Annotated in this window: 19 protein-coding genes; 7 read left to right on the top strand and 12 right to left on the bottom strand. The window is 70.1% G+C overall.

Going from position 1 to position 25020, the window contains the following annotated elements:
* The first annotated feature begins 26 nt into the window (after positions 1 to 26).
* Positions 27 to 1298, top strand: coding sequence for an RICIN domain-containing protein (locus ACFVYA_RS14770; protein WP_387045219.1), 1272 nt, complete (start codon positions 27 to 29; stop codon positions 1296 to 1298).
* Positions 1299 to 1339: 41 nt separating this feature from the next.
* Here ACFVYA_RS14770 and ACFVYA_RS14765 read toward each other — a convergent pair whose 3' ends face one another.
* From ACFVYA_RS14765 to ACFVYA_RS14755, 3 genes are all read right to left on the bottom strand, one after another.
* Positions 1340 to 3826, bottom strand: a complete 2487-nt coding sequence (locus ACFVYA_RS14765) for a DNA topoisomerase (ATP-hydrolyzing) subunit A (protein ID WP_387045218.1) — start codon at positions 3824 to 3826, stop codon at positions 1340 to 1342.
* A gap of 29 nt (positions 3827 to 3855) precedes the next feature.
* Complete coding sequence (locus ACFVYA_RS14760; RefSeq protein WP_285988650.1) at positions 3856 to 5907, bottom strand: type IIA DNA topoisomerase subunit B; 2052 nt, start codon at positions 5905 to 5907, stop codon at positions 3856 to 3858.
* A gap of 134 nt (positions 5908 to 6041) precedes the next feature.
* Entirely contained in the window at positions 6042 to 7565 is a 1524-nt protein-coding gene (locus ACFVYA_RS14755; RefSeq protein WP_387045216.1) for a hypothetical protein, read from the bottom strand.
* 107 nt (positions 7566 to 7672) lie between these two features.
* Between ACFVYA_RS14755 and ACFVYA_RS14750 the strand changes: the two genes are divergently transcribed.
* The gene (locus ACFVYA_RS14750) at positions 7673 to 8767 is read left to right on the top strand and encodes an LLM class flavin-dependent oxidoreductase (protein ID WP_285988652.1); all 1095 of its coding nucleotides are present in this window, start codon (positions 7673 to 7675) and stop codon (positions 8765 to 8767) included.
* Positions 8764 to 9351 carry an FMN reductase gene (locus ACFVYA_RS14745; protein WP_387045214.1) on the top strand — a complete coding sequence of 196 codons (588 nt, stop codon included), beginning with the start codon at positions 8764 to 8766 and terminating at the stop codon, positions 9349 to 9351. Before ACFVYA_RS14750 ends, ACFVYA_RS14745 begins: the two co-directional genes overlap by 4 nt.
* Positions 9352 to 9495: 144 nt before the next feature.
* On the opposite strand, the gene ACFVYA_RS14740 is transcribed toward ACFVYA_RS14745, so the two are convergent.
* From ACFVYA_RS14740 to ACFVYA_RS14730, 3 genes are all read right to left on the bottom strand, one after another.
* The gene (locus tag ACFVYA_RS14740) at positions 9496 to 10725 is read right to left on the bottom strand and encodes a DUF222 domain-containing protein (RefSeq protein WP_387045212.1); all 1230 of its coding nucleotides are present in this window, start codon (positions 10723 to 10725) and stop codon (positions 9496 to 9498) included.
* A gap of 55 nt (positions 10726 to 10780) precedes the next feature.
* A complete protein-coding gene (gene tnpC / locus ACFVYA_RS14735) occupies positions 10781 to 12205 on the bottom strand; it encodes an IS66 family transposase (RefSeq protein WP_387045209.1) in 1425 nt (474 codons plus the stop codon).
* Positions 12206 to 12283: 78 nt separating this feature from the next.
* Positions 12284 to 12883: a dihydrofolate reductase family protein gene (locus tag ACFVYA_RS14730; RefSeq protein WP_387045207.1), complete on the bottom strand. Its 600-nt coding sequence runs from the start codon at positions 12881 to 12883 to the stop codon at positions 12284 to 12286.
* Between the two features lie 154 nt (positions 12884 to 13037).
* On the opposite strand from ACFVYA_RS14730, the gene ACFVYA_RS14725 reads away from it, so the two are divergent.
* Genes ACFVYA_RS14725 through ACFVYA_RS14715 form a run of 3 tightly spaced genes read left to right on the top strand, consistent with a single transcriptional unit; the run spans position 13038 to position 15551 of the window.
* On the top strand, positions 13038 to 14483 hold the full coding sequence (locus tag ACFVYA_RS14725) for a serine hydrolase domain-containing protein (protein ID WP_387045204.1): 1446 nt from the start codon (positions 13038 to 13040) through the stop codon (positions 14481 to 14483).
* On the top strand, positions 14462 to 14890 hold the full coding sequence (locus ACFVYA_RS14720; protein WP_285988658.1) for a PGPGW domain-containing protein: 429 nt from the start codon (positions 14462 to 14464) through the stop codon (positions 14888 to 14890). Before ACFVYA_RS14725 ends, ACFVYA_RS14720 begins: the two co-directional genes overlap by 22 nt.
* Before the next feature lie 10 nt (positions 14891 to 14900).
* Entirely contained in the window at positions 14901 to 15551 is a 651-nt protein-coding gene (locus ACFVYA_RS14715) for a TetR family transcriptional regulator (RefSeq protein ID WP_387045202.1), read from the top strand.
* A gap of 73 nt (positions 15552 to 15624) precedes the next feature.
* Here the strand turns inward: ACFVYA_RS14715 and ACFVYA_RS14710 are convergent, their stop codons facing one another.
* Genes ACFVYA_RS14710 through ACFVYA_RS14690 form a run of 5 tightly spaced genes read right to left on the bottom strand, consistent with a single transcriptional unit; the run spans position 15625 to position 22665 of the window.
* A complete protein-coding gene (locus ACFVYA_RS14710; RefSeq protein WP_387045200.1) occupies positions 15625 to 18084 on the bottom strand; it encodes a LamG-like jellyroll fold domain-containing protein in 2460 nt (819 codons plus the stop codon).
* A 28-nt stretch (positions 18085 to 18112) separates the two neighbouring features.
* Positions 18113 to 19093: an ABC transporter permease gene (locus ACFVYA_RS14705; RefSeq protein ID WP_285988661.1), complete on the bottom strand. Its 981-nt coding sequence runs from the start codon at positions 19091 to 19093 to the stop codon at positions 18113 to 18115.
* A complete protein-coding gene (locus ACFVYA_RS14700; RefSeq protein ID WP_387045197.1) occupies positions 19090 to 20040 on the bottom strand; it encodes an ABC transporter permease in 951 nt (316 codons plus the stop codon). Before ACFVYA_RS14700 ends, ACFVYA_RS14705 begins: the two co-directional genes overlap by 4 nt.
* Positions 20021 to 21589 (bottom strand): sugar ABC transporter ATP-binding protein, encoded by a 1569-nt coding sequence (locus tag ACFVYA_RS14695; RefSeq protein ID WP_387045196.1) that lies wholly within the window; start codon positions 21587 to 21589, stop codon positions 20021 to 20023. Before ACFVYA_RS14695 ends, ACFVYA_RS14700 begins: the two co-directional genes overlap by 20 nt.
* Positions 21586 to 22665 carry an ABC transporter substrate-binding protein gene (locus ACFVYA_RS14690; RefSeq protein WP_387045195.1) on the bottom strand — a complete coding sequence of 360 codons (1080 nt, stop codon included), beginning with the start codon at positions 22663 to 22665 and terminating at the stop codon, positions 21586 to 21588. The genes ACFVYA_RS14695 and ACFVYA_RS14690 overlap by 4 nt, the downstream gene beginning before the upstream one ends.
* A gap of 153 nt (positions 22666 to 22818) precedes the next feature.
* Between ACFVYA_RS14690 and ACFVYA_RS14685 the strand changes: the two genes are divergently transcribed.
* Complete coding sequence (locus tag ACFVYA_RS14685; protein WP_387045193.1) at positions 22819 to 23823, top strand: LacI family DNA-binding transcriptional regulator; 1005 nt, start codon at positions 22819 to 22821, stop codon at positions 23821 to 23823.
* Positions 23824 to 23827: 4 nt separating this feature from the next.
* On the opposite strand, the gene ACFVYA_RS14680 is transcribed toward ACFVYA_RS14685, so the two are convergent.
* Positions 23828 to 24985 carry an AAA family ATPase gene (locus tag ACFVYA_RS14680; RefSeq protein WP_285988666.1) on the bottom strand — a complete coding sequence of 386 codons (1158 nt, stop codon included), beginning with the start codon at positions 24983 to 24985 and terminating at the stop codon, positions 23828 to 23830.
* Positions 24986 to 25020 lie beyond the last annotated feature (35 nt).

Here is a 25020-nt window from a genome sequence, read left to right as displayed (position 1 = left end):
CCGTCCCCCACCGGAAAGGTCCGCCCATGAGATCCCGCCGTCCGCTGATCCGGATCCTGGCGTTCTTCGCCGCGTGCCTGGGGTTGAGCCTCGGCGCTCCGCCCGTCCAGGCCGCGACCCCGTTCAAGGTGCTGGCTTTCTACAGCGGCAGTTACGACGCCGCGCACATCAGCTTCGAGAAGGAAGCGAACGTCTGGTTCCCGCAGCAGGCGTCGGTCAACGGGTTCACCTACACCGCGACGACCAACTGGAACCAGCTCACGACCATCACCCCGGACCAGTACCAGGTGGTGCTGTTCCTCGACGACCAGCCGCAGTCGCAGGCGCAGTTCCAGGGCTTCCAGCGGTACATGCAGGCGGGTGGCGGGTTCTTCGGCTTCCACGTCACCGCCTACAACGACAGCTCGACGCCGTCGTACGCCAACTGGTTCCACAACGACTTCCTCGGCACCGGCCGGTTCACGTCGAACACGTGGGGCCCCACCCCGGAGACGCTGAAGATCGAGAACCGCACGCACCCGTCGACGGCGAACCTGCCGGCGACGATCCGGTCGTCGACGTCGGAGTGGTACGCCTGGCAGAACGACCTGCGCCAGAACGGCAACATCACCGTCCTGGCGTCGATGGACCAGGGCACCTTCCCGATCGGCACCGACCCGAACCAGACCTGGTACAGCGGTTATTACCCGATCGCGTGGACGAACAAGAACTACAAGATGCTCTACGCCAACTTCGGCCACAACGCGATGAACTACGACACGAACACGGCGCTGTCGTCGACGTTCGAGAGCGCCGACCAGAACCGGTTCGTGCTGGACGGGCTCAAGTGGCTCGGTGGCGGCTCGACCGGGCCGACCGACCCGGGCACGATCGACCCCGCGGCCTTCTACGCGGTGACTAACAAGGCGTCCGGCAAGTGCGTCGACGCCCGCGCGGCCGGCAGCGCCAACGGCACGGTGATCCAGCAGTACACGTGCAACGGCACCGCCGCCCAGCAATACCAGTTCGCCCCGACGAGCGGCGGCTACGACCGGATCAACAACCGGACGAACGCGGCCGAGGTCATCGACGTCACCGACGTCTCGACCGCGGACAACGCCGGGCTGCAGCTGTGGTCCTACAGCGGCGGCGGCAACCAGCAGTGGCAGCCGGTGCCCGAGGGCGGCGGCTACTACCACTTCGTCGCCCGCCACAGCGGCAAGTGCCTGACCGTGCCGGGCTCGTCCACGGCGGACAGCGTCCAGCTGGTCCAGGCGGCCTGCAGCGGCAGCGCCGCTCAGTCGTTCAAGGTCGCCTAGCGGGGCGTGAGGGGCCACCTGCCGAGGTGGCCCCTCACGGATCAGCCGCGCTCGATGAGGTGGCCCACCACGTCCGGGCCGGGGTGGGCGTGGCCCGAGCCGTCGCGGCGGACGTCGATCTCCGGGAGCTCCACCGGGTCGCCGTTGCGGGCCGCGGCCGCCGGGCGTGGGCCGATCCAGGCCACCCGCAACGCCGTTTCGCCCTTGAGGAACCGCTGGGCGCGGACGCCGCCCGTTGCGCGGCCCTTCGCCGGGTACTCGCTGAACGGCGTCATCTTCACGCTCTGGCCCGTCGCGGTGATCACCATCGGCTCGCCGTGCTCGTCGTCGTCCGTGCGGACCGCGCCGAAGAACACCGCCGTCGCCTCGCCGGGCAGGTTGATCCCGGCCATTCCGCCGCCCTTGAGCCCCTGCGGGCGGACCAGGGACGCCGCGTACTTCAGCAGCGACGCCTCCGACGACACGAACGCCAGCGTCTCCGAGCCGTCCGTCAGCCACGTCGCGCCGACGACCTCGTCGCCGTCCTTCAACGAGATGACCTCGAACTCGTCCGAGCGGACCGGCCACTCCGGCGAACAGATCTTGACGACGCCGGCCCGGGTGCCGAGCGCCAGGCCCGGCGAGCCCGCCGCCTGCTCGCCCAGCGGCGCGATCCCGACGACCGTCTCGCCCTTCTCCAGCGGCACCAGTTCCTTCGCCGCCATGCCGCCGCGCAGCGACACCGTGCCGGCCTGCTCGGGCAGCACCGGCAGCGGCAGCACGTCGGTCTTGAACGCCCGGCCGCGACTGGTCACCAGCAGGACCTGCCCGCGCGCGGTCGTGTGGACCAATGCCGCCACCGCGTCGTGCTTCACTCGGCCGTTGCGGCGACGCGTCTCGGTGGCTTCTTCGGACTCGGCGGCGGTGCGCGCCACGAGCCCGGTCGCCGACAGGATCACCTGGCACGGGTCGTCCGCGACCTCCAGGGGCCCGGACGGCTTGGACGCGGCCAGGACCTCCTTCAGGTCGCCGTCGATCAGCGCGGTGCGGCGCTCGGTCGTGAAGTCCTTCGCGACCTTCGCCAGCTCGGCCGAGACGAGCTTCTTCAGCACCGACTCGTCGTCGAGGATCTTGGTCAGCTCCGCGATCTCCTCGCGCAGGCGCTCCTGCTCCGACTCGAGTTCGAGGCGGTCGTACTTGGTCAGCCGGCGCAGCGGCGTGTCCAGGATGTACGTCGCCTGGATCTCCGACAGCTTGAAGCGCGTCATCAGGCCGTCCTTCGCGGCCTGCGCGTTCTCGCTTTCGCGGATGAGCTTGATCACCTTGTCGATGTTCAGCAGCGCGATCAGCAGGCCGTCGACCAGGTGCAGCCGCTCTTCGCGCTTGCGGCGCCGGTACTTCGTGCGCCGCGTGACGACGTCGTAGCGGTGGCGGAGGAAGACCTCCAGGAGTTCCTTCAGGCCCAGGGTCTGCGGCTGGCCGTCGACGAGGACCAGGTTGTTGATGCCGAACGACTGCTCCAGCGGTGTCAGCCGGTAGAGGTCGGCCAGCAGCGCCTGCGGGTTGACGCCGACCTTGCACTCGATGACCAGCCGCGTGCCGTTCTCGCGGTCGGTGAGGTCCTTGACGTCGGCGATGCCGGTGAGCCGCTTGGACTTGTTGACCTCGTCGGTGATCTTCTCGATCACCTTCTCCGGCCCGACGCCGTAGGGCAGCTCGGTGACGGTGATCGCCTGCCGCCCGCGGCTGCCTTCGAGTGGCCCGGTCTCGACGCTCGCGCGCATCCGGACCACGCCGCGGCCGGTTTCGTAGGCGCGGCGGACCTCGTCGAGGCCCAGCAGCTTGCCGCCGGTCGGCAGGTCGGGGCCCGGCACGAACTCCATCAGCTTGTCGAGCGTCGCGGACGGGTGCGTGATCAGCCACCGCGCCGCGGCGATGACCTCGCCGAGGTTGTGCGGGATCATGTTGGTCGCCATCCCGACCGCGATCCCGGACGTGCCGTTGACCAGCAGGTTCGGGAACGCCGCGGGCAGCACGGACGGCTCTTCGAGCGAACCGTCGTAGTTCGGGCGGAAGTCGACGGTGTCCTCGCCGAGCTCGCCGACCAGCTGCATCGCCTCCGGCGACATCCGCGCCTCGGTGTACCGGCTGGCGGCCGGGCCGTCGTCGGGGGAGCCGAAGTTGCCGTGGCCGTCGATCAGCGGGACGTTCAGTGAGAAGTCCTGCGCCAGCCGCACCATCGCGTCGTAGATCGCGACGTCGCCGTGGGGGTGGTACTTGCCCATCACGTCACCGACCACGCGCGACGACTTCACGTACGCGTGCGTCGGCCGGTAGCCGTTCTCGTTCATCGAGTACAGGATCCGGCGGTGCACCGGCTTGAGCCCGTCCCGCGCGTCCGGCAGGGCGCGCGAGTGGATGACCGAGTACGCGTACTCCAGGTAGGAGTCTTCGATCTCCGTCTTCAGCGGGTTCTCGAAGACCTGCGCCCCGGCGGCGTCGAACGCGCTCGGATCGACCTTGGTGGTGGTGCCCTTGCGGCGTGCCACGGCAGAACTCCTTGGTAGCTACGAAAAACTCAGGCGTCGATGGCTTCGCGGTCGACCCGGTCGGAGGAGGCGACCAGCCAGTTCCGCCGGGGCTCGACCTTCTCGCCCATCAGCAGCTCCAGCGCACCCTCGGCGGCTTCGGCGTCGTCCATGGTGATCCGGCGGACCGAGCGGGTCGCCGGGTTCATCGTGGTCTCCCACAGCTCGTCGGCGTCCATCTCGCCGAGACCCTTGAACCGCGGCACCGGCGTGACGATGCTCTTGCCCGCCTTCTCCAGCTCGGCGAACTTCTGCTCCATCTCGCGCTGGGTGAAGGTGAAGTGCGTCTCCGGGTTGCGGCCCTTCGTGACCAGCTTGTGCAACGGCGGCATCGCTGCGTACAGCCGGCCGTCCTCGATCACCGGGCGCATGTACTTCGCGAACAGCGTGATCAGCAGCGTGCGGATGTGCGAGCCGTCGACGTCCGCGTCCGCCATCAGGATCACGCGGCCGTAGCGCATGGTCGTCAGGTCGAACGTGCGCCCGGTGCCCGCGCCCAGGACCTGGACGATCGACGCGATCTCGGCGTTCTTCAGCGTGTCGCCCAGCGACGCCTTCTGGACGTTCAGGATCTTGCCGCGCAGCGGCAGCAGCGCCTGGTACTCCGAGACGCGCGCCATCCGCGCCGACCCCAGCGCGCTGTCGCCCTCGACCAGGAACAGCTCGCTGCGGGCGACGCCGGTGGTGCGGCAGTCGACCAGCTTCGGCGGCATCGCCGCGCCTTCCAGGGCGGTCTTGCGCCGGGCGGCGTCCTTCTGCTGCTTCTGGGTGAGCCGGACGCGGGAGGCGTCGACCACCTTCTGCAGCACGACCTTGGCCTCGGACTTGGTCTTGCGGTCCTCGGTCCAGGCCTTGACGTGCTTGTCGACGATGCCCTGGATGACCCGGGTGATGCCGGCGGTGGACAGCTCGTCCTTCGTCTGCGACGTGAACTGCGGCTCCGGGAGCCGGACGTGCACGACCGCGGTCATGCCCTCGAGGACGTCCTCGATCGTCGGCATGTCCTCCTTGGGCTTGAGCAGCCCGCGGGTCTTGGAGATGGCGTCCTGCAACGCCTTCGCCATCGCGCGGTCGAAGCCTCGGCGGTGCGTGCCGCCGTGGACGTTGCGGATCGTGTTGGTGAAGCACTCCACCGTGCGCTCGTAGCCGGTGCCCCAGCGCAGCGCCACCTCGATCTCGGCGTGCCGCTCCACATTGGACTGCATGACGCCTGCTGCGTCCGCCGCGTTCTCCTTGTACGTGCCCTCGCCGGTGATCAGCAGCGTGCCGCAGACCGGCTTCTCGCCCGACGGCGTGAGGAAGTCGACCATGTCGACCAGGCCGTGCGGGAAGTGGAAGGTCTCCTCGTTGATCGTGTCTTCGATCGCCGTGCGCAGCACGTACGTGACGCCCGGGACGAGGAACGCGGTGTTGCGCATCTTGGTCCGCACGGCCTCGACGTCCAGCGCCGCGCCGGACTCGAAGTAGCGCGCGTCGTACCAGTAGCGGATCGACGTGCCGCTGCGCTCGCCGCGCTTCATCTTGCCGACGAGGTTCAGGCCGGACCGGCGGGTGAACTTGGCTTTGGGGCCGGGCGCGTCGAACGTGCCGGGGACGCCGTGCTTGAACGACATCTGGTGGACCTTGCCGTCCTGCTTCACCGTGACGTCGAAGCGGTGCGACAGCGCGTTGACCGCCGAAGCGCCGACGCCGTGGAGGCCGCCGGAGGTCTTGTAGCCCGAGCCGCCGAACTTGCCGCCGGCGTGCAGGCGCGTCAGCACCAGCTCGACGCCGGACAAACCGGACTTGGCGTGGGTGCCGGTCGGGATCCCGCGGCCGTCGTCGTCCACCTGGACGCTGCCGTCGGCGTGCAGGGTGACGACGATCTTCGTCGCGTGGCCGGCGACACCCTCGTCCGTCGAGTTGTCCACCACTTCGGAGAAGAGGTGGTTGATGCCCCGGCTGTCGGTGGAGCCGATGTACATCCCGGGTCGTTTGCGGACGGCTTCGAGACCCTCGAGATGCGTCAGGTCGTCGGCCCCGTACAAGGTCTCGGCAGTCACAGGGTCGTTCTCCCGGATCGTGGCTCGCGAAAGTGCTGGTGGTGGTGCGGACTCGCCTGCACCGTAGTGCAGGATATCCGCCGACCCCGACAACTTTCGCGCGCTCCCGTCCCCGGAGTGGCGTACGCCGCGCGTCAGCGGGGGTCGTAGCCCAGGTCGGGCCACAGGCCCAGCAGGGCTTCGATCTTCCGCGGGACCTGGAAGCTGTTCCGGAAGTTCGGCTTCTCGCCGATCGCGGCGAGGGCCTTGCGGAGGTCCCCGAAGGCCGGTTTGGCGGCCGACTGCCGGGTCAGGACGTAGCAGTAGGTACGGCGGGGGTACGCGAACTCGTCGATGTACGCCTGCAGGACGAGACCGGGGGCCTCGATCCGCGACCCGACGAGGGGACGGCCCTGCTTCTGGCTGTAGACGGGGATCACGTGCACGCCCTGGCGGAGCGTCCGCGGCGGGTCCTGGCCCTGGCCGTCGTCGGCCCAGAGCAGCTCGACGCGGAACGGCGACTCGCCGGCTTCGCCCGGGTGGGTGTATTCGCGCTGCAGCTCTTCGAGCCGGTACGCGGCCTCGGCGTTCGGTTCGCCGCCTTCGACGAGGCTGACCAGGTACAGCTCGGCCGGCCGCGGCCAGGACGGCCGGGGCACGTCAGTGGCTTCGGGGGCTTCGGCTTCCGGCTCGGCCGCAACCGGTTCCGCGGTCCCGTTCGGGGAACCGGGCTCGGCGGCGGCCGCGGCAGGCTCCGGCTGTTCCGGCTGCGTGGTGCCCGGCTCGGCGGGGGAGGCGGCCGGCGTGGCCGCGGCGGGCTGTGCGGGGCCCGCGACCTCGGAAGGGGTGGCTCCGTTCGAGGCGCCGGGGTGGTCCGCGGCCGGGCCCCCAGGGACGCCGGGGCGGGTCGCGGACGTGGTGGCCGGGCTCCCCGGGGCGCCGGGGCGGGTCGTGGTGGCCGGGCCACCGGGGACACCCGGACGGATCACGCCCGAAGGAGCCGCGCCCGGAACGCCCGGGCGCACCGGGGAAGCGGGCGGGGCCGCCGGGCGCACCGGCGAGGGCGGCGGTGTCGCGGCCGCGGGCCGGACCGGCGTCACCGGGCGGCTGGTCACCACCGGCCGGGCCGCGGCGGACCGGGTCGCCGCGGGGCGGGCCGTGACGAGCTTGCCGGCGCCGTACTGCTCCAGCAGCGGCTCCAGGTCACCGGCGGTCAGCGAGGGGCCCGCGAGGTCGCACCACTCGAGCCAGGCCTCCTGGGCCTCCTCGACGGTGTGCCGCTCGTGGGAGACGGTGACGGCCTCGAACAGCTGCCGCGGGCCGGCGGCGGTGACGTCGGCCGAGCCGACCACGACGAAGGACGGGTCGTCCTCCGCGATCACCAGCTTCGCGTTCAGCCCCCGCAGCGAGTGCACGATCACGCCCGCCTTGACCCAGTGCAGCAGCGCGTGCGGGCTCGTCGCGCCGGACAGCACCGTGTCCAGGCTCGCGTCCGTGATCAGCGTGTCGCCGGGTTGCAAGGGCAGCAAGGCCGCCGCGCCGGGGCCGACGTGGCCGAAGGCGGCCACCAGGTTCCGGCGCGGGGCGAGCAAGGGGGTGATCGAGGCCCAGATGTCGCGACCGGCGAGTAGTCGTACCGAACGTTCTGCCAAACCCAGCCGAGCGAGCTCCGCGTCCATGCCCACGACCTTAGCCGGTGCCCTTGGAGCACCTGACGGCCGGAATATCTCTTGCTTGGAAGTAGTTGAACGCGCATGTAAGATGGTGCTCGCGAAGGGAGCAGGTCATGCAGTTCGGAATCTTCACGGTGGGCGACGTCACGACCGATCCCACCAACGGCACCACGCCGACGGAGCACGAGCGGATCAAGGCGATGGTCCGCATCGCGCTCAAGGCGGAGGAGGTCGGCCTCGACGTCTTCGCGACCGGCGAGCACCACAACCCGCCGTTCGTCCCGTCGTCGCCCACGACGATGCTGGGCCACATCGCGGCGCAGACGTCCAAGCTGATCCTGTCGACGTCGACGACGCTGATCACCACGAACGACCCGGTGAAGATCGCCGAGGACTTCGCGATGCTGCAGCACCTCGCCGACGGCCGCGTCGACCTGATGATGGGCCGCGGCAACACGGGCCCGGTCTACCCGTGGTTCGGCCAGGACATCCGCCAGGGCATCCCCCTCGCGATCGAGAACTACGCGCTGCTGCGCCGGCTCTGGCGCGAGGACGTCGTCGACTGGTCCGGCAAGTTCCGCAGCCCGCTGCAGGGCTTCACGTCGACACCGCGGCCCCTGGACGGCGTCCCGCCGTTCGTCTGGCACGGGTCCATCCGCAGCCCGGAGATCGCCGAGCAGGCGGCGTACTACGGCGACGGTTTCTTCGCCAACCACATCTTCTGGCCGACGTCGCACTTCCAGCAGCTGATCTCGTTCTACCGCCAGCGCTTCGAGCACTACGGCCACGGATCGGCGGACCAGGCGATCGTCGGCTTGGGCGGCCAGGCGTTCATCCGCCCGAAGTCCCAGGACGCGTGGAACGAGTTCCGGCCGTACTTCGACAACGCACCGGTGTACGGGCACGGCCCGTCCCTGGAGGAGTTCACGGAGCAGACGCCGTTGACGGTCGGCAGCCCGCAGGAGGTCATCGACAAGACGCTGACCTTCCGCGAGAACTTCGGTGACTACCAGCGCCAGCTGTTCCTGATGGACCACGCGGGCCTGCCGCTGAAGACGGTGCTGGAGCAGCTCGACCTGCTCGGCGAGCACGTGATCCCGGTGCTGCGCAAGGAACTGGACGCCCGGCGCCCCGCCCACGTCCCGGACGCGCCGACGCACGCGTCGCTGAAGGCGGCCGCTTCGGCTTCGGTGGAGGCAACGGTATGAAGCTCGCAGTGGTGACGGCGGGTCTGTCGGTGCCTTCGTCGACCCGCCTGCTGGCCGACCGCCTGGCCGCGGCGACCGTCGCCGCGGCCGGGGAACCGGTCTCGGTGTCGGTGGTGGAGTTGCGGGACGTGGCGTTGGACATCACGAAGAACCTCCTGACGGGCTTCCCGAGCCCGCAGCTGCGCACGGCGATCGAGACGGTGACCGGCGCGGACGCGCTGATCGCGGTGACGCCGGTGTTCACGGCGGGGTACAGCGGGTTGTTCAAGTCGTTCTTCGACGTACTGGACGCGGATTCGCTGGTGGGCAAGCCGGTGCTGCTCGCGGCCACGGGCGGGACGGAACGGCATTCCCTGGTGCTCGACTACCAGTTGCGGCCGTTGTTCGGGTATTTGAAGGCGGATCCGGTCGCAACGGGCGTGTACGCGGCTTCGTCCGACTGGGGCAGTGGTGAGGCCTCGGGGGCGTTGCAGCGGCGGATCGAGAAGGCAGGGGCGGAGCTGGCTTCGCTGGCGGGTGGACGGCCTTCTGCGTCGGGGGAGCCGGATTTCGTGCCGTTCGAGCAGCTGCTGGCGGCCGAGTGAAGCCTGCAGGCGGTTGAGCCGGCTGGCGGTCGATGGGCGTGGTCTGCCGATGCGCTGCGACTGCTGAGTCGGTCGCCTGCCCGGATTGGCGTGGGTGTGGGCCCGTAGCCGTATGGCTGCGGGCCTTTCCCGTGTCCGGCTGGCTCAGGCTGCGAATGGCAGTGGTTCGTGGAGGTTGTTGCGCCTGGGTTTTCGGCGCCTGTCGATGAACACCGGTGGGAGGAATTCGGGAAGGCCGTCGGGGGCGATGCGGACTTCCCAGCCGGAGCGGTGCAGGAGTCGGTGGTGGTGGGCGCACATCAGGACGAGGTTGGTGAGGTTGGTGGGTCCGCCGTCGGCCCAGTGGCGGATGTGGTGACCTTGGCAGTGGCGTGGTGGTCGGTGGCAGCCGGGGAAGGCGCAGCCGCGGTCGCGCAGGTACAGGGCGCGGCGGAGTCCGGCAGAGATCAAGCGGCGGAGGCGACCGAGGTTGAGCGGTTCGCTCTTGTCACCGAGGACGGCGGGGATGAGCATGCTGTCGCAGGCGTGCACCCGGGCTTCGGCAGCGGTCATCTCACCGGTGTCGCCGAGAGTGGCTGTCCCCACGCCGGTCCTTAGGTCGGCTAGCGACACCGCGACCATCACGTGGGCTCGTTCTCCGGCTTGCATGGGTAGGTCTGGGGAGTTGAGGGCGAGGTCGACCGCGTCGGAGAAGGCGTCGCCGTAGCGTTGGGGCAGGGTGCGGTGGTCGGGGCCGTCGTCGGTGGTGCGGCGTTCGGCGAGCGAGTCGAGTAGGGCGTTGGTGCGGGTGCCGGTCTCGTCGTCGAACGTGCCGTTCAACTCCCAGACCCCGGTTCGCTTGCGGCGCAAGAACAGTTCCCGGGTCGGGGTGGCGGGCTCGGTGTCGTCCGGTTCGGCGCCGTCGGGGTTCAGGTGGGCGAGGATGCGGGCGCCGAGGGCGGCGACCTGCTTGTGTCCGGCATCGGCGGCGAAAGTCAGAAGGTCGACTTCGACGTTCGCGTGATGCTCGGGCGGGACTTGGGTGAGCACCCCGGTGATCACATCGATCATCGGGTTGCTCAACCGCCCCGCCAGCGCGGCAACACCAGTCGCGGGCGCCAAAGCGGGAATCGGGCTGCCGTCGAGATTCCGGCCCGGATTGAGAGCGCGAGCGCGTTTCATCATCCGTTCGCCGGCCTGCTTGGGAACATCGCCGAGATGCTCCAACAGCCGAGCGGCAGAGCGGTAGCCGAAGAGCTCCATCACCCCACGCTGTTCGATTTCCACCAGCAGTGCACCAAGTTCGGCTTCGGCAGAGCGCATGCACGCGAGCAGCTCACCGATGCGGTCGGCGATGGCCACCGCGTCGGAGGAGAGAGTCGCGTTGTCGGACATAGCTCAAGATTACCGAGCATCGAACATGAGTTCATCACACGATCAGGGTAACTATTCAGGCAATTTCGATAGTTGTTGGCAGCCAGGGGTTTCCGGTGATGGCGTCACGGAGTGCGGTGATGATGTGGAGGCCGTTCTTGCGTGCGGTGGAGATGTAGCCACGAACCCGCAGCCAGGCATGGGCGCCGTGTTGTGTGCGCCAGCCGCCGGAGATCTTCAGCTGTGCCTTGATCATCCGCAGGTCCCGTTCGGCTTGGTTGTTGGTGAACGGGACGGTGAGGTCGCGGGCGAAGAGCAGCACTTGGTGCTGGTAGTCGCGTAGGCGCACCAGCAGGTTCCGTGTCTTGCTTTGCTTGCGACCCCGATCCGGCGGGTGCAGCAGACCAAGGTGGACAGTGCGGACGAACCTCGAGAGCAACGGATCGACGATATTGGCGGGAATCGCGGCCAGGCCGGCGTCGCGGGCGGCATGAGCAGCGGTATTGAGCTCTTCGAGAGTCTTCATGGCGATCCGGGGCCAGGCGTGCTCCGGATGCGCTTCGCCGGCCGCGACCAGTTCGCGGAGATGGTGGGCGTTGCAGCGGGCGTGGTTGCGCCCGAAGTCCTGATATGACATCAACCCGTCATGGACCGCAACACCACGGAACCGAGTGAGGATCCCGAACTCGTCCATCGCCTCACCACCACGCTGGGGATGCGGCAGGTAGGCGGTCAGGCGTGGGGTGCAGGCGACGTGCAGCCACCAGTTCTTTCCTTCGACCCGAATGCCGGTCTCGTCGAAGTGCGCCACCGGCGCGGCCCGCAACGCGTCCTCGACCCGCTCGGCGAACCCGTCGAGCTGCGCGGCGACCGGAGGGAGAACACCGGCGACCCAGCCGGTCGACACGGGCACCCCGAGCAGGTCCTGCAGCAGTTGCGCTGTCCTGGCCACCGGGATGTGCTGGTAAGTCAGCAGATAGACCGCCAACGCGGTCACGTTCGGTCCGTAACAGGCGGGCGCGGTCGCCTCGGCTGGGGCGGGTGCGGTCGTGACGTGGTGGCATCCGCGGCACCGCAACCGGTGCAGACGATGCTCGGTCACCGACGGGTGGATTGGTGGCAGGTCCACGACCTGCCGCCGGATCATCCCCGCACGGTGGGCGCGGCGCAGGGCCGCGCCGCATCCCGAGCAGGCCGACGGTGCGTGGTCGAGGATCGTGTCCGGATTCTCCACCAGGGACAGGTTCGCTCCCGCTGCTCCGGGTTGCTTGCCCTGCTTGCGTCCGGATTTGCCTCGCAGTGACTTGGGGGCGGGCTTGGCGAACCGGTCCGAGGATGGTGGCATCGAGGAGTTGCCCGAGTTCGTGCCCAGCTGGCGCTTGAGTGCGGCGACCTCCGCCCGCAACGCGGTGATCTCCTCCCGCGCCCGCGCGAGCTCCACGGCCTGCGCTGCAACCAACGCGACCAGCTCGTCATACGACGGACGAACACCTTCCCCCACAACAAGATCATCCCACAACCCCCGCTCACAGCCCGAAACGGCCTGAACAGTTACCGATCAGGTGGTGTCCAACCGGGATCAGCGGTAGTGAACCCGATACCGCAAATGCGTAACCCCTTGCCCCGCAACGACTTCCACCTGCTCCAGCTCGGCGTTCCCGATGCCGGAGTCCCCGAAGTACCGCACGCCGGCGCCGAGCAGCACCGGAACCAGGTCGATCCGCACCTCGTCGAGCAGGCCGAGGCGCAGGCGCTGCTGGGCGATCGACGGCCCGGAAACGCCCACCGTTCCGTCGCCGGCCGCCTTGGCCTGTTCGATCGCGCTCGCGATGTCCGCGCAAAACGTGAAGGGCGCCAAGTGGTCCGCGGGCCAGCCGGCCGGTGGGGGCCGGTGTGTCACGACGAACGCCGCGCCGCCGCCCGGGGGGCGGCCGCCCCAGCCGTGGGTGTGCTCGAACACCCGGCGGCCGCAGACGAAGGCGCTGTGGCGCACCGAATCGAGGAACGTGCTCAGGTACTGCGCGCTGGCGGGTGCGACGCGGAACGTCATCGGGTAGCCGACCATCGGCACCTCGACGTCTCCGGCCTGGTACCAGTCGAAGAGCGGTCCGACGCTGTCGTCGGGCCGTGCCACGAACCCGTCGAGCGACATGCAGAAGCTCGCCACCACGCCCGGCATGAGCCGCACCTCCTGGTCAACCAGATGGTTTATCAACCGATGAGTTGAAGATAAGGCGGCCGTGACAGCCCGTCAAGGAGCTGCCGAAAGTAGGGGGTCGCCCCGGCCGTCCGGCAGCAGCGACAGCCACCCCGCGCTGCCTACCTTCACAGCCATGACACGGCTCCTCCTCGTGCTGGCGGCCCTCCTGCTGGCCACGGCCACCCCGGCCGGCGCAGCCCCGCCGCGGGACATCGACAGCTACGTCCGCGCCTACCTGGACCACACCGGCCTGCCCGGCGTCACGGTCGCGGTCACCCACGGCCAGGACGTCGTCCGCGTCGCCGGGTACGGGCACGACGCCGCGGGCACACCTCTCACGGCGTCGACCCGGCTGCCGATCGCGTCGGTGAGCAAGTCCATGACGGCCTTCGCGATCCTGCAGCTCGCCGAAGCGGGCCGGCTGGGGCTGGACGAGCCGGTGACGCGGTACCTGGCGGACTTCCGGCTCGCCGACCCGCGCGGCGCGAAGATCACCGTCCGGATGCTGCTGGACCAGACGTCCGGGATGGCCGACTCGGCGTTCCCCGATCTGGCGCTGCCGCAGCCGCACACCCTCGCCGAGGCCGTCACCCGGCTGAAGGACGCCGAACTCGCCGACGAGCCGGGCACGCGGTTCCACTACCACAACCCGAACTACGAGGTCGCCGCCCGGATCGTCGAGGTCGTCGCCGGACAGCCGTTCGGCACCTACCTGCGGACGCGCCTGTTCCAGCCGCTCGGGATGACGTCGAGCACGACCGTGGACGAGCCGCCCGCGGACCTCTCGCCGGGGTACGTGCGGGCGTTCGGGTTCGAGGTGCCGGTGACCGAACCGGACTGGTTCACCGGTGGCAGCCACGGCGTGCTGACCACCGCGGACGACCTGGCGCGGTGGCTGATCGCGCAGCGTGACGGTGGCGGTGTCCTGTCGCCGTCCTCGGTCGCGCTCGCGCACACCCCGGCACCCGGGCGCGACTACGCCTTGGGCTGGCGTGCCGATCCGTCGGGACGGCTGTCCCACACCGGCGAGTGGTTCAGCCACACCGCCGCGCAGCTCCTGCTGCCGGACGGCTACGGCATCGCCGTGCTCGCCACCACCGGCATGGCGCTGGACAACGACGCGGACACGCTGGCGCAGGGCCTGGCCACCCTGGTCCAGGGCGGTACGCCGGAGCTCGCGCTGCCCGCCGGGGTGGTCGCGGACCGGGTGCTCGCCGGGCTGATCCTGCTTTCGGTGCTGCTCGCCGCCCTCGGCTCCGTCCACGCGCGCCGGTGGGCCGCGCGGCGGACGAGCCCGTGGCGGGCCGGACTGCGGCTGCTGCCCTGCCTGGTGCCCGGCGTGGTCCTGGTGCTGCTGCCGGACCTGATGGGGGTCGTCTTCGCCGGGCGGCGGGGCACGTTCGGGCAGCTCTTGTACGTCTGGCCGGGTGTCGTCGGCTGGTTGGGTTCGGCGACGCTCTGCGCGTTAGTCGTGGCCGCCGCGCGGGTATGGGCTCTCGTGAGTGGCAGACAGCGGCCGGGACGGGAAGAATCGGTCCAAACGACAGGAGTGGTCGCGTGGGGCTCGGAAAGCGGATGAGGCGGGGCCTGAAGGTGGTGGCCGGTGCCGTCCTGCTGGTGGTCGGGGTGCTGCTGCTCGTGTTGCCCGGCCCCGGGCTGCTGCTGGTGCTGGCCGGGTTGCTGCTGCTCGCCTCGGAGTTCCCGGCGCTCGAGCGGTACGTCGACCCGGTGCGCGACCGCGCGATGAAGGCGGCCGAGGACAGCGTGTCGTCGCCGCTGCGCATCGCCGGCTCGGTGCTGGCCGGGCTGGCGCTGCTGGCGGCGGGGATCGTCTGGGGCACGGTGAAGTCGCTGCCGTTCAGCGGCTGGAGCACCGGGTCGAGCCTGATCCTGTCGTCGGTGATCCTGTTCGCGCTGCTGGGCTGGAGCTACCGCCGGGTCAAGTCGCGCCGGGAAACCGGAACGAAGGCTTCGACCGATCGGTAGCCTCGGCGCCATGAGCGCCGGATTCCAGCGCGCCCGCCGTCCCGAGCAGATCGAGGCGCGCCGGCGGGCCATCCTCGCCGCCGCGAGGGAGCTGCTCGCCGAGCGCCCGGTCGCCGACATCAGCCTGCGGGAGCTCAGCTGCCGCGTCGGGCTGGCGAAGTCCAACGTGATCCGGTACTTCGACAGCCGCGAGGCGATCTTCCTGGAGGTCCTCGACAGCGCGTGGACGGCTTGGCTCGGCGACCTCGAAGCCGCGCTCGGCGAACCGGGGCCGGCGGAGCCCGGCTTCGCGCGTGAGGAGCGGATCGCCGGGACGATCGCGGCGACGCTCACCGGGCAGCCGGTGCTGTGCGAGCTGCTGAGTTCGATGGCGCCGGTGCTGGAGCGCAACATCCCGGTGGAGTTCGCCCGCAGCTTCAAACGCCGGGCCGCCGCGAACACCGAGCGGCTGGGCGAGCTGGTGCGGATCCGGGTGCCGGAGCTGCCGGCGGAGGCGGCCCGGCACTTCGCCCGGGGGGTGGTGGTCCTGCTGTCGGGCTCGTGGCCCGCGGCCAACCCGACGGCGGCCGTGGCGGCGGCCGAGCGGGAGGAGCCGCCCGCGTTCGGGCTGGCGGAGGGGCTCACGAACCTGCTGGCCGGGCTGCTCGCGCGGCAGGGGTGAGGGCCGCCGACCGCGGCCGGAAGCCGCGGAATGGCCGCACCGGAAAACCCGATGCGGCCATTCCGGCGAATCGCTACTTGCCGCTGCTGTACAACGCGCTCACGTCCGCGTCGGACAGCGCCCGGTCGTAGACGTGGACCTGGTCGACCGCCCCGTTGAGGTAGTCGACCGGGCCGCCGCCGTACTTGCCGCGGCCGATCACCGTGTGGCCCGTCGATGCTTCGCCGAGGCAGACGCTCTTCGTCGCCGCCAATTGGCCGTCGACGTACAGCTTCAGCGTGCCCGATGCCGCGTCGCGGACGCCGACGACGTGGTACCAGCGGTTCGGCTCCGGCGCGGTGGGCGCCAGGGCCCGCGTGCCCACGAAGCTCATCGCCAGCCGGTGGTCCGCGCCCGAGTACTGCAGGAAGAACGCGCTGTTGCTGTCGCCGTCCTGGCTCACCACGGTCTGGAAGCCGTCACCCACGGCGTTGAACTTCACCCACGCCGCCGCGCTGTAGCTGCCTTCGGTGTTCACCAGCGCGGCACCCGTGTCGGCGTACTGGCCCGACCCGTTCACCGCCAGCGCCGAGCCGTTCTTGCCCGCGGTCCAGGCCGCGCCGCCGACGAGCGTGGCGTCGTGGCTGCCCACGATGTCTTTCGCCGAAGTGCCGGTGTTCTCGTCGAAGGGGTACGCCGCGATGCCGTCGATCCCGGGCGTTCCGGCCGGCACCGAGGGACCGGACACGGGTGCGCCGGTGGCACCCTTGATCACCGCGAGGTTCGCCGCGCGGACCGCCGCGAAGTCCATCTTCTTCACCTGCCGGTCGTAGGTGAAGAAGCCGTTGACCTCCTTCTCGACGTCGGTGGTCTGCGTGTAGACACCCGCGGACACCCCGCAGCGCCGGGCGACCAGCAGCAGGCGCTGCTGGAGTTCGCCGTACCGCCGGGTCAGCGTCGCGCTGTCGGGCTCCATTTCGTAGGCGAAGCTGCCCGCCGCGTCGAACTCGTGCCCGGCGACCTTGAGGCCGAGGCCGCCGTACTCGCCGTCGACCGCCGCGCGCGGGCCGGTCTGCGTCGGCGTGCCCGGGCCGGTGTAGGTGTGGTCGTCGTAGATGTCACCCTTGCCGCTGTCCGGTTCGGACCGGCAGCAGTTGACGCCGGACTCGGCGTTCACCAGCCGCGTCGGGTCCCAGGACTTGACGAGATCGGCGATGCGGCCGACCTCGTAGTCGCCCCAGCCTTCGTTGAACGGCACCCAGCTCACGATCGACGGGAAGCTGCGGTGCTGGTCGATCATCCGCTTCATCTCGGACTCGAAGTTGACCCGCGAAGCCGCCGACGGCTCGACGTCGTCCTTCATCGCCGGCATGTCCTGCCACACCATGAGGCCCAGTTTGTCGGCGTAGTAGTACCAGCGGTCCGGCTCGACCTTGATGTGCTTGCGCACCATGTTGAAGCCGAGTGCCTTCTCCTGTTCCAGGTCGAACTTCAGCGCGGCGTCGGTCGGCGCGGTGTAGATGCCGTCCGGCCAGAAGCCCTGGTCGAGCGGGCCGACCTGCATGACGAACTTGCCGTTGAGCAGCATCCGCTGCTTGCCGTCGGCGGTCTTGCCGAGGCCGATCGTGCGCAGCCCGAAGTACGAGCCGACCTCGTCGCCCGAGGGGACGAGCTTCACCCGCAGGTCGTAGAGGAACGGGTCGTCCGGGGACCACAGGTGCGGCCGGTCCACCTTGAGCTTCAACGGCTTGTTCGCGTCGCCCGTGACGCGCCCGACCGGGCGGCCGTGGTCGTAGGCCACCGCTTCGACGCGCTGCTTCACCGGCCCGCCGACGACGGCGTTCACCGTCACGGAACCGAGGTCCGGCGTGACGTCCAGGCGGTCGATGCGCGCGGCCGCCACCGGCTCCATCCAGACGGTCTGCCAGATGCCCGACGACGGCGTGTAGAAGATGCCGTCACCGGGCTGGCGCTGCTTGCCGATCGGCTGACCGCCCTGGTCGTTCGGATCGGCGACGCCGACGATCAGCTCCTGGTCGCGTGCGGTGGTCAGTGCGTCGGTGACGTCGGCCGAGAAGGCGTCGTAGCCGCCGGTGTGGCGGCTGACGGTCTTGCCGTTGACGATGACCGTGGTGTCGTAGTCGACGGCCTGGAAGTGCAGCAGGATCCGCTGCCCCCGCCAGTCGCGCGGCAGCTGGAACGTCCGCCGGTACCACATGTTCGTCTCGTGGCGCATGATCCCGGACAGCGCGGACTCGACCGGGTACGGCACGAGAATGCGCTCTCCCAGGGACCGGCCGACCGGGGCGGCCTCGCCGGGCTTGGCCGAGGAGAACTCCCAGACGCCGTTGAGGTTCTGCCACTTGTCACGGGTCAGCTGGGGCCGGGGGTAGTCGGGGAGGGCGTTGGCGGGGGAGACGTCCTTCGTCCACGGGGTGGACAGCGGCGGGGTGAGCCGCTGCCACTGCGGTGGGGACTCGGCGTGCGCGGCGGGGACCGCGAGTCCGGTGAGGACCAGTGCCAGCACGGCAGCCAGTCGGGCGGGGCGGAACATCGTTGAACCTCCTGGTAGGGGACAGGGGTCAGCGGGTACGGGAGCGCGCGAGCAGGCGCTGGATCACCACGACGACGAGCAGGAAGGCGCCGCTCACCACGGTCTGGTAGTTGGAGTCGAGGGTGCCGATCTGGTTGATGACGTTCTGGATCAGCGTGCGCAGCAGCACGCCGACGAGCGTGCCGATGATCGTCCCGGCGCCGCCGGTGAGCAGCGTGCCGCCGATGACGACGACGGAGATCGCGTCGAGTTCGGTGCCGACGCCGATCACCGTGACGCCGGACTGCAGGTACGCGGCGGTGAGGATGCCCGCGACGCCGGCGAGCGCGCCGCTGAGCGTGTAGAGGCTGATCTTGGTGCGGGCGACCGGAAGCCCCATCAGCAGCGCCGACTGCTCGGCACCGCCGATGGCGAACACCGACTGGCCGAAGCGCGTGCGGCGCAGCAGGAGGCCGCCGAGCGCGAACAGGACGAGCGTCAGGTAGACCGGGACGCCGATGCCGAAGACCGTGCCCTGGCCGAGCCAGAGGAACGCCGAGCCGGCGTCCACTTTGTACGTCGTCGCGCCCTCGGAGGTCAGGGCCAGCAGGAGCCCCCTGGCGAACAGCAGCGACGCCAGCGTCACGATGAACGGCGCCATCCCGGTGCGGGCGATGAGCAGGCCGTTGACGAACCCGATCAGCGAACACACCGCCAGCGGCAACAGGATCGCCACGACCAGCCCGTACTGCGCGCCGTACGCGGCGAGCACGCCACCGAGGGCGTAGTTCGAGCCGACCGAGAGGTCGATGCCGCCGGAGATGATCACGAACGTCATGCCGAGCGCGATCACCGCGAGGAACGAGCTCTGCAGCGCCAGGTCGCGCAGGTTGTCCGCGGATCCGAAGCGCGGGAAGGCGAACCACGCGGCGGCGATGCCGAGCACGAGCACGACGGCCGCGCCCTGCCGCTGCAGGACTCCGGCGAACGCGGCGTTGCGCGCGGCGGGTTCGGTGGTGGTGGCGGTCATCTGCTGCTCCGCTCGCGCGCGACGTAGACCGCGACGACGATGATGGCCGCCTGGACCATCTGCGCGGTCGAGTCCGGCAGGTTGTGCTTGATCAGGGTGGCGTGCACGAGCTGCATGAGCAGCGCGCCGAACACGGTGCCGAGCACGCGGATCCGGCCGCCGGTCAGCGGCGTGCCGCCGACGACGACCGCGGTGATCGCGGACAGCTCCATCAAGAGCCCGAGGTCGTTCGGGTCGCTGGCGCCCAGCCTCGACGTCGCCAGCACGCCGGCCACCGCGGCCAGTGCCCCCGAGATGACGTAGACGCCGACGAGCACGCGTTTCACCGGCAGCCCGGCCAGGGAGCTCGCCGCGCGGTTGCCGCCGACGGCGACCAGGTGCCGCCCGAACGTCGTGCGCTGCACGACCAGCCCGGCCAGCACGGACAGCACGCCCGCGACGACGACCATGACCGGGACGCCGAGGACGTCCCCGGTGCCCAGCTGCAGGAAGTCGCGGTTGTGCAGCTGGACGAGCTGGCCGTGGGCGATGACCAGGGCGAGCCCGCGGCCGCCGACCAGCAGCGCCAGCGTTGCGATGATCGGCTGGATGCCCAGGTAGGCCACCAGGTAGCCGCTGAACAAGCCGGACACGATCCCGGCGAGGACGGCCACGATGATCGCCTTCATCGGTCCCGCCCCCAGGTAGAGGGGGATGAGCGCGGCGGCGATCGACATCACCGAGCCGACCGAGAGGTCGATGCCCTCGGTGCCGATCACCAGCGCCATGCCGAGCGCGACGATGCAGACCGGCGCCGCCTGCACCAGCTGGGTGCGGAAGTTGGCCGCGGACAGGAAGTTCTCGGTGAACACCACGTTGAACAGCAGCAGCACGACGACGGCCAGGTAGACGCCGTAGTCCTGCAGCCACGCGGTGACCTTCGCGCGCTCAAGGGTGGCGGTGGACATCGTTGTCACCCTCCGCTGCGATGGCCGTCAGTACGTTTTCCTCGGTGATGCGGTCGCCGGTCAGCTCCCCGACGGCCGAGCCGTCGCGCAGCACGACCACGCGGTCGGAGCCGTCGATCAGTTCCTCCAGTTCGGACGAGATAAGCAGGACGCCCAGCCCTTCCTGCGCGAGTTCGTCGATCAGCGCCTGGACCTCGGCCTTGGCGCCGACGTCGATGCCGCGGGTCGGCTCGTCGAGCAGGAGGATCTTCGGGCCGGTGGCGAGCCAGCGGGCGAGGAGCACCTTCTGCTGGTTGCCGCCGGACAGCTCCGACACCTTCTGCTCGGGACTGGCGGCCTTGATCCGCAGGCGGTCCATGAAGATCTTGACGATCCGGTCCTGCCTGGCCCTGCTGACCAGGCCGAACGGCGAGAGTCCCGGCAGCGCGGCGAGCACGATGTTCTCGCGCACGGACAGGTTCGGGATGATGCCGTCGGTCTTGCGGTCCTCGGCCAGCAGCGCGATCCCGGCCCGCACGGCTTGGGCGATCTTGCCCCTCTTCAGCGGTTTTCCGGCCAGCAGCACGCTGCCGCCGTCGAGGGGGAACGCGCCGACGATGGCCCGGGCCGTCTCGCTGCGGCCGGAGCCGAGCAGGCCGGCCAGGCCGACGACCTCACCGGGCCGGATGCTCACCGAGACGTCGTGCAGCTTCCGCAGGCCGGAGAGGCCTTCGGCCTTGAGCAGCGGCTCGCGCTCGACCTCGTGCTCTTCGCCGAACGCCGTGACGCCCTCTTCGCGGATCTGGCGGATCTCGCGGCCGAGCATCAGCGACACGAGCTCGATGCGCGGCAGCGGCTTCAGCGGTCCGCTGTGGACGACCCGGCCGTCGCGCAGGACGGTGACGCTGTCACACACCCGGTACAGCTCGTCCATCCGGTGGCTGACGTAGACGATCGCGATGCCTTCGGCGTGCAGCCGGTTCAGCACTTCGAAGAGCGTCTCCACCTCGCGCGGCTCGAGCGACGACGTCGGCTCGTCCATGATGACGACCTTCGCGTCGGTCGAGACCGCGCGGGCGAGTGCGACCATCTGCTGCGCGCCGACGCCCAGGGTGTGCAGCGGGCGCTTGACGTCGTCGTCGATGCCGTAGCCCTTGAGCAGCTCGCGGCTGTCGGCGTACATCCTGGACCAGTCCACCAGCCCGGTCTTCGTGCGCGGCTCGCGGCCGAGGAAGACGTTGCCGGCGATGCTCATCAGCGGGACGAGGTTGACCTCCTGGTAGATCGTGGAGATCCCGGCGCGCTGCGCGTCGATCGGCCGCTTGAACGTCACCGGCTCGCCGAGGTGGCGGACCTCGCCTTCGTCGGGCCGGTAGACACCGGTGAGCACCTTGATCAGCGTGGACTTGCCGGCGCCGTTCTCGCCGACCAGCGCGTGCACCTCGCCCGGCCGCAGCGCGAAGCTGACGTCGTCGAGCGCGAGGGTGCCGGGGAACCGCTTGGTCACCCCGGCCACCTCGAGCACCGGTGCGGTCGTCATGGCGACGTCCTCGTCGGTGGCTGCCGTCATTTGTAGGAGTTCCCGACCTTCTGCGCGGCGTTGGTCTCGTCGTACTGGTCGTCGGTGATCACGATGCTCGCCGGGATCGGCTCGCCGCTCTCGAACTTCTGCAGCGTCTGGAAGGCCAGCGGGCCGAAGCGCGGGTTGGACTCGATCACGGCGTTGTAGCTGCCGTCGACGATGAGCTGCACGGCGTTGCGGGTGCCGTCGATGGAGACGATCTTGACGTCCTTGCCCGGGGTCTTGCCGGCCGTCTTGAGCGCGTTGACCGCGCCGACGCCCATTTCGTCGTTCTCGGCGTATACGGCGGTGATGTCCGGGTGGCTCTGGATGAGCTGCTCCATCACGGCCTGGCCCTTGGACCGGTCGAACTCGCCGGTCTGCTCGGCGACCACGGACAGGCCCGGCGTCTTCGCGAGCTCGTCCTTGAAGCCCTTGGTGCGGTCGGTGGTGACGTTGTTGCCGGACGAGCCGAGCAGGATCGCCACCTTGCCGGTGCCGCCGGTCGACTTCGCCATCGCCTGGGCGGCGCGCTTGCCCTGCTCGACGAAGTTGGAGCCGATGAAAGTCAGGTAGTCGGTGCACGGCTGCGACGTCACCTTGCGGTCGATGGTGACGACCGGGACCTTTTTGGCCTTCGCCGCGTCGAGGGCCGGCTGGAGGCCGTCGGAGTTCAGCGGCGCGACGATCAGCAGCTGGGCGCCGCGGTCGAGCATCGACTTGATGTCGCTGATCTGCCGGTTCAGGTCGTTCTGGGCGTTGGTGACCAGCAGCTTGTCGCTCGCGATGCCGAGCTTCGCGGCTTCGTCGCGGATGGACTGGGTCTCGGTGATCCGGAAGGGATTGGCCTCCTTTTCGGACTGTGAGAAACCGACCACCGCCGTCTTCAGGTCGACCTTGGGGTAACCGGTCTTCTCGAGCGTGCAGCCGTCGGCGGACGGCGCGGCGGACTGGGCGCTGGCGGCCGGCCCACCGCCGCTCGACGGGGCCGCGGGGGATTCTTCCCTGCTGGTGCAGGAGGTGAGGGTCAGCGCGGCGGCGGCCGCGGTGACCAGAACCAGTCGGGGACGGGAGGACAAGAGCACGGCGACTCCTCGGGCAGCGTCGTTGGTGGCCCGCTCGCCGGGGTGATCGGGGTCACCACGGGAGCCTTGAGGTACTTTTTACATCGTTGGAACAACGTTGTAAACCGGCGGCCGCTCGCTACACTTCGTGCTCACTCTCTGAAGGGACCGCCTGTGACCGTGACGCTCAAGGACGTCGCCACGCTTGCCGGAGTTTCGGTGAAGACGGTGTCGAACGTCGTGAACGGCTACGCCTTCGTCAAGCCGGAGAACCGCCGGCGCGTCGAGGAAGCCCTGGCGGCGACCGGGTACCGGCCGAACGTCGGAGCCCGCAACCTCCGCCGCGGCCGCACCGGGTTCCTGGCGCTGATGGTGCCGGAGCTGTCGATCCCGTACTTCGGCGAGCTGGCCGGCCTGGTGATCACCGCGGCGCAGAAGCGCGGCTGGAGCGTCCTGATCGAACAGACGCAGGGGACGCGGTCACGGGAGCGGGAGACGCTTTCGTCGCTGGGGCCCCACCTGGTCGACGGCGCCCTGGTGCACCCGGAAGCACTGGAGGCGCCGGACTTCCCGACCGATCCGGGCGGAATCCCGCTGGTCATGCTGGGTGAGCACGCAGTGGACGTGCCGATCGACCACGTGGCGATCGACAACGTCCTGGCGGCGCGCACGGCGGTGTCGCACCTGGCCGCACTGGGCCGCAAGCGCATCGCGGCGATCGGGCGCAACCCGGAGCGCGGGACGTCGTCGCAGCGGCTGGCCGGGTACCGGTCGGCGCTCGCGGAGGCCGGTTTGTCCTATTCGGACACTTTGGTGGCCCCGGCGGAGAAGTGGCACCGGTCGGTGGGCTCGGCGGCGATGAAGTCGTTGCTGGCGCTGCCTTCGCCGCCGGACGCGGTGTTCTGCTTCAACGACCTGCTGGCCGTCGGCGCGCTGCGCGCGGTGGCCGAGCTGGGGCTGCGGGTGCCGGAGGACGTGGCGATCGTGGGGTTCGACAACAACGAAGAGAGCGCATTCTCGCTGCCGTCGCTGACGACGATCGCGCCGGACAAGACGGCACTGGCCGAGGCGGCGGTGGACCTCGTGCACCGCCGGATCACGGGAGACAAGACGTCCCCGCCGCAGGACATCCAGACGCCGTTCGCGCTGGAGATCCGCGAAAGCACCCGCGGCCGCTGACCGGTCAGCGGGCCGGCCAGTGCCACGACGGACGGTCCAGCCGGCCCTGGCCGGCCACCTTCGTCTCGCCGTACTCCTTCTCCAGCTCGACCGTGCCCACGTCGGCCACCTCCGCGAGGGCGCGGATCAGGGGCTGGGCGTGGGACACCACCACGAGCTGAGTCTCCTTCGCCGCCGTCGCGATCAAAACCGCCAGCGCCGGGAGGAGGTCCGGGTGGAGGCTGGTCTCGGGCTCGTTCAGCACCAGCAGCTCCGGTGGGCGCGGGGTCAGCAGGGCCGCCACCCACAGCAGGAACCGCAGCGTGCCGTCCGACAGTTCCGCCGCCGACAGCGGCCGCAACAGGCCGTGCTGGCGGAACTCGACCGACAGCAGACCGTCCTGGGAGCGCACCTCCAAGGCCGAGCCGGGGAACGCCGCGTCGACCGCTTCCGCGAGGTCCGCTTCGCGGCCCACCTCGATGATCGTCTGCAGGGCCGCCGCGAGGTCGGCGCCGTCGTGGGACAGCACCGGGGTGCGGGTGCCGACGCGGGACTGGCGGGCCGGGGAGTCCGCGTCCGTGCGGAAGTGGTCGTAGAACCGCCACGACCGGATGCGCTCCCGCAGCACCAGCAGCTCCGGGCACGCCCGCGGATCCGCGAACTCGCTCAGCATGCTGTCCGTCAGCCGGATCTTGAACCGGTCGTCACCCCACGCCCCGGAAGAAACACGCGTGCGCACCGACGGCCCCGCCCGGTCCGCCAGCAACGCCGCCGGCCGGAGGTACGGCCCCGACCACACCGCCTCCCGCTTGAACTCCGGGTCGAGGTTGAACAGCGTCCCTCTGCCCGGGACGGGCAGCCCCAAGTCCAGCGCGTAGCCGAACTCGTCGCCCGCGAAGCCGAGCCGCAGCCCGACGGCCTTCGTGTGCACCTTGCCCTGAACCCGCGTCGTCCCCCGTCGCACGCCGTTCTCCGGGCCGGCCCACAGCGTCGACGGCAGTCCGCCTTCTCGCGCCAGCGCCGCCACGGCACCGTTGCGTGAGGCGTCCGCCAGCAACCGCAGGGCCCGGTACAGGCTCGACTTGCCGCTGCCGTTCGGCCCGGTGACGACGGTCAGGCCGGACAGCGGCAGCACCAGGTCTCGCAGCGAGCGGTAGTTCTCGACGGCCAGCGTGGTGAGCATGCCCCGAACCTAGCGCTCCAAGGCCGCCTCGGGGC

It is taken from the genome of Amycolatopsis sp. NPDC058278, from assembly GCF_042881395.1.
Classification (GTDB): Bacteria; Actinomycetota; Actinomycetes; order Mycobacteriales; family Pseudonocardiaceae; genus Amycolatopsis.
Note: the sequence above shows the minus strand (reverse complement) of the source record. Positions and strands in the feature narration are given on the sequence as shown.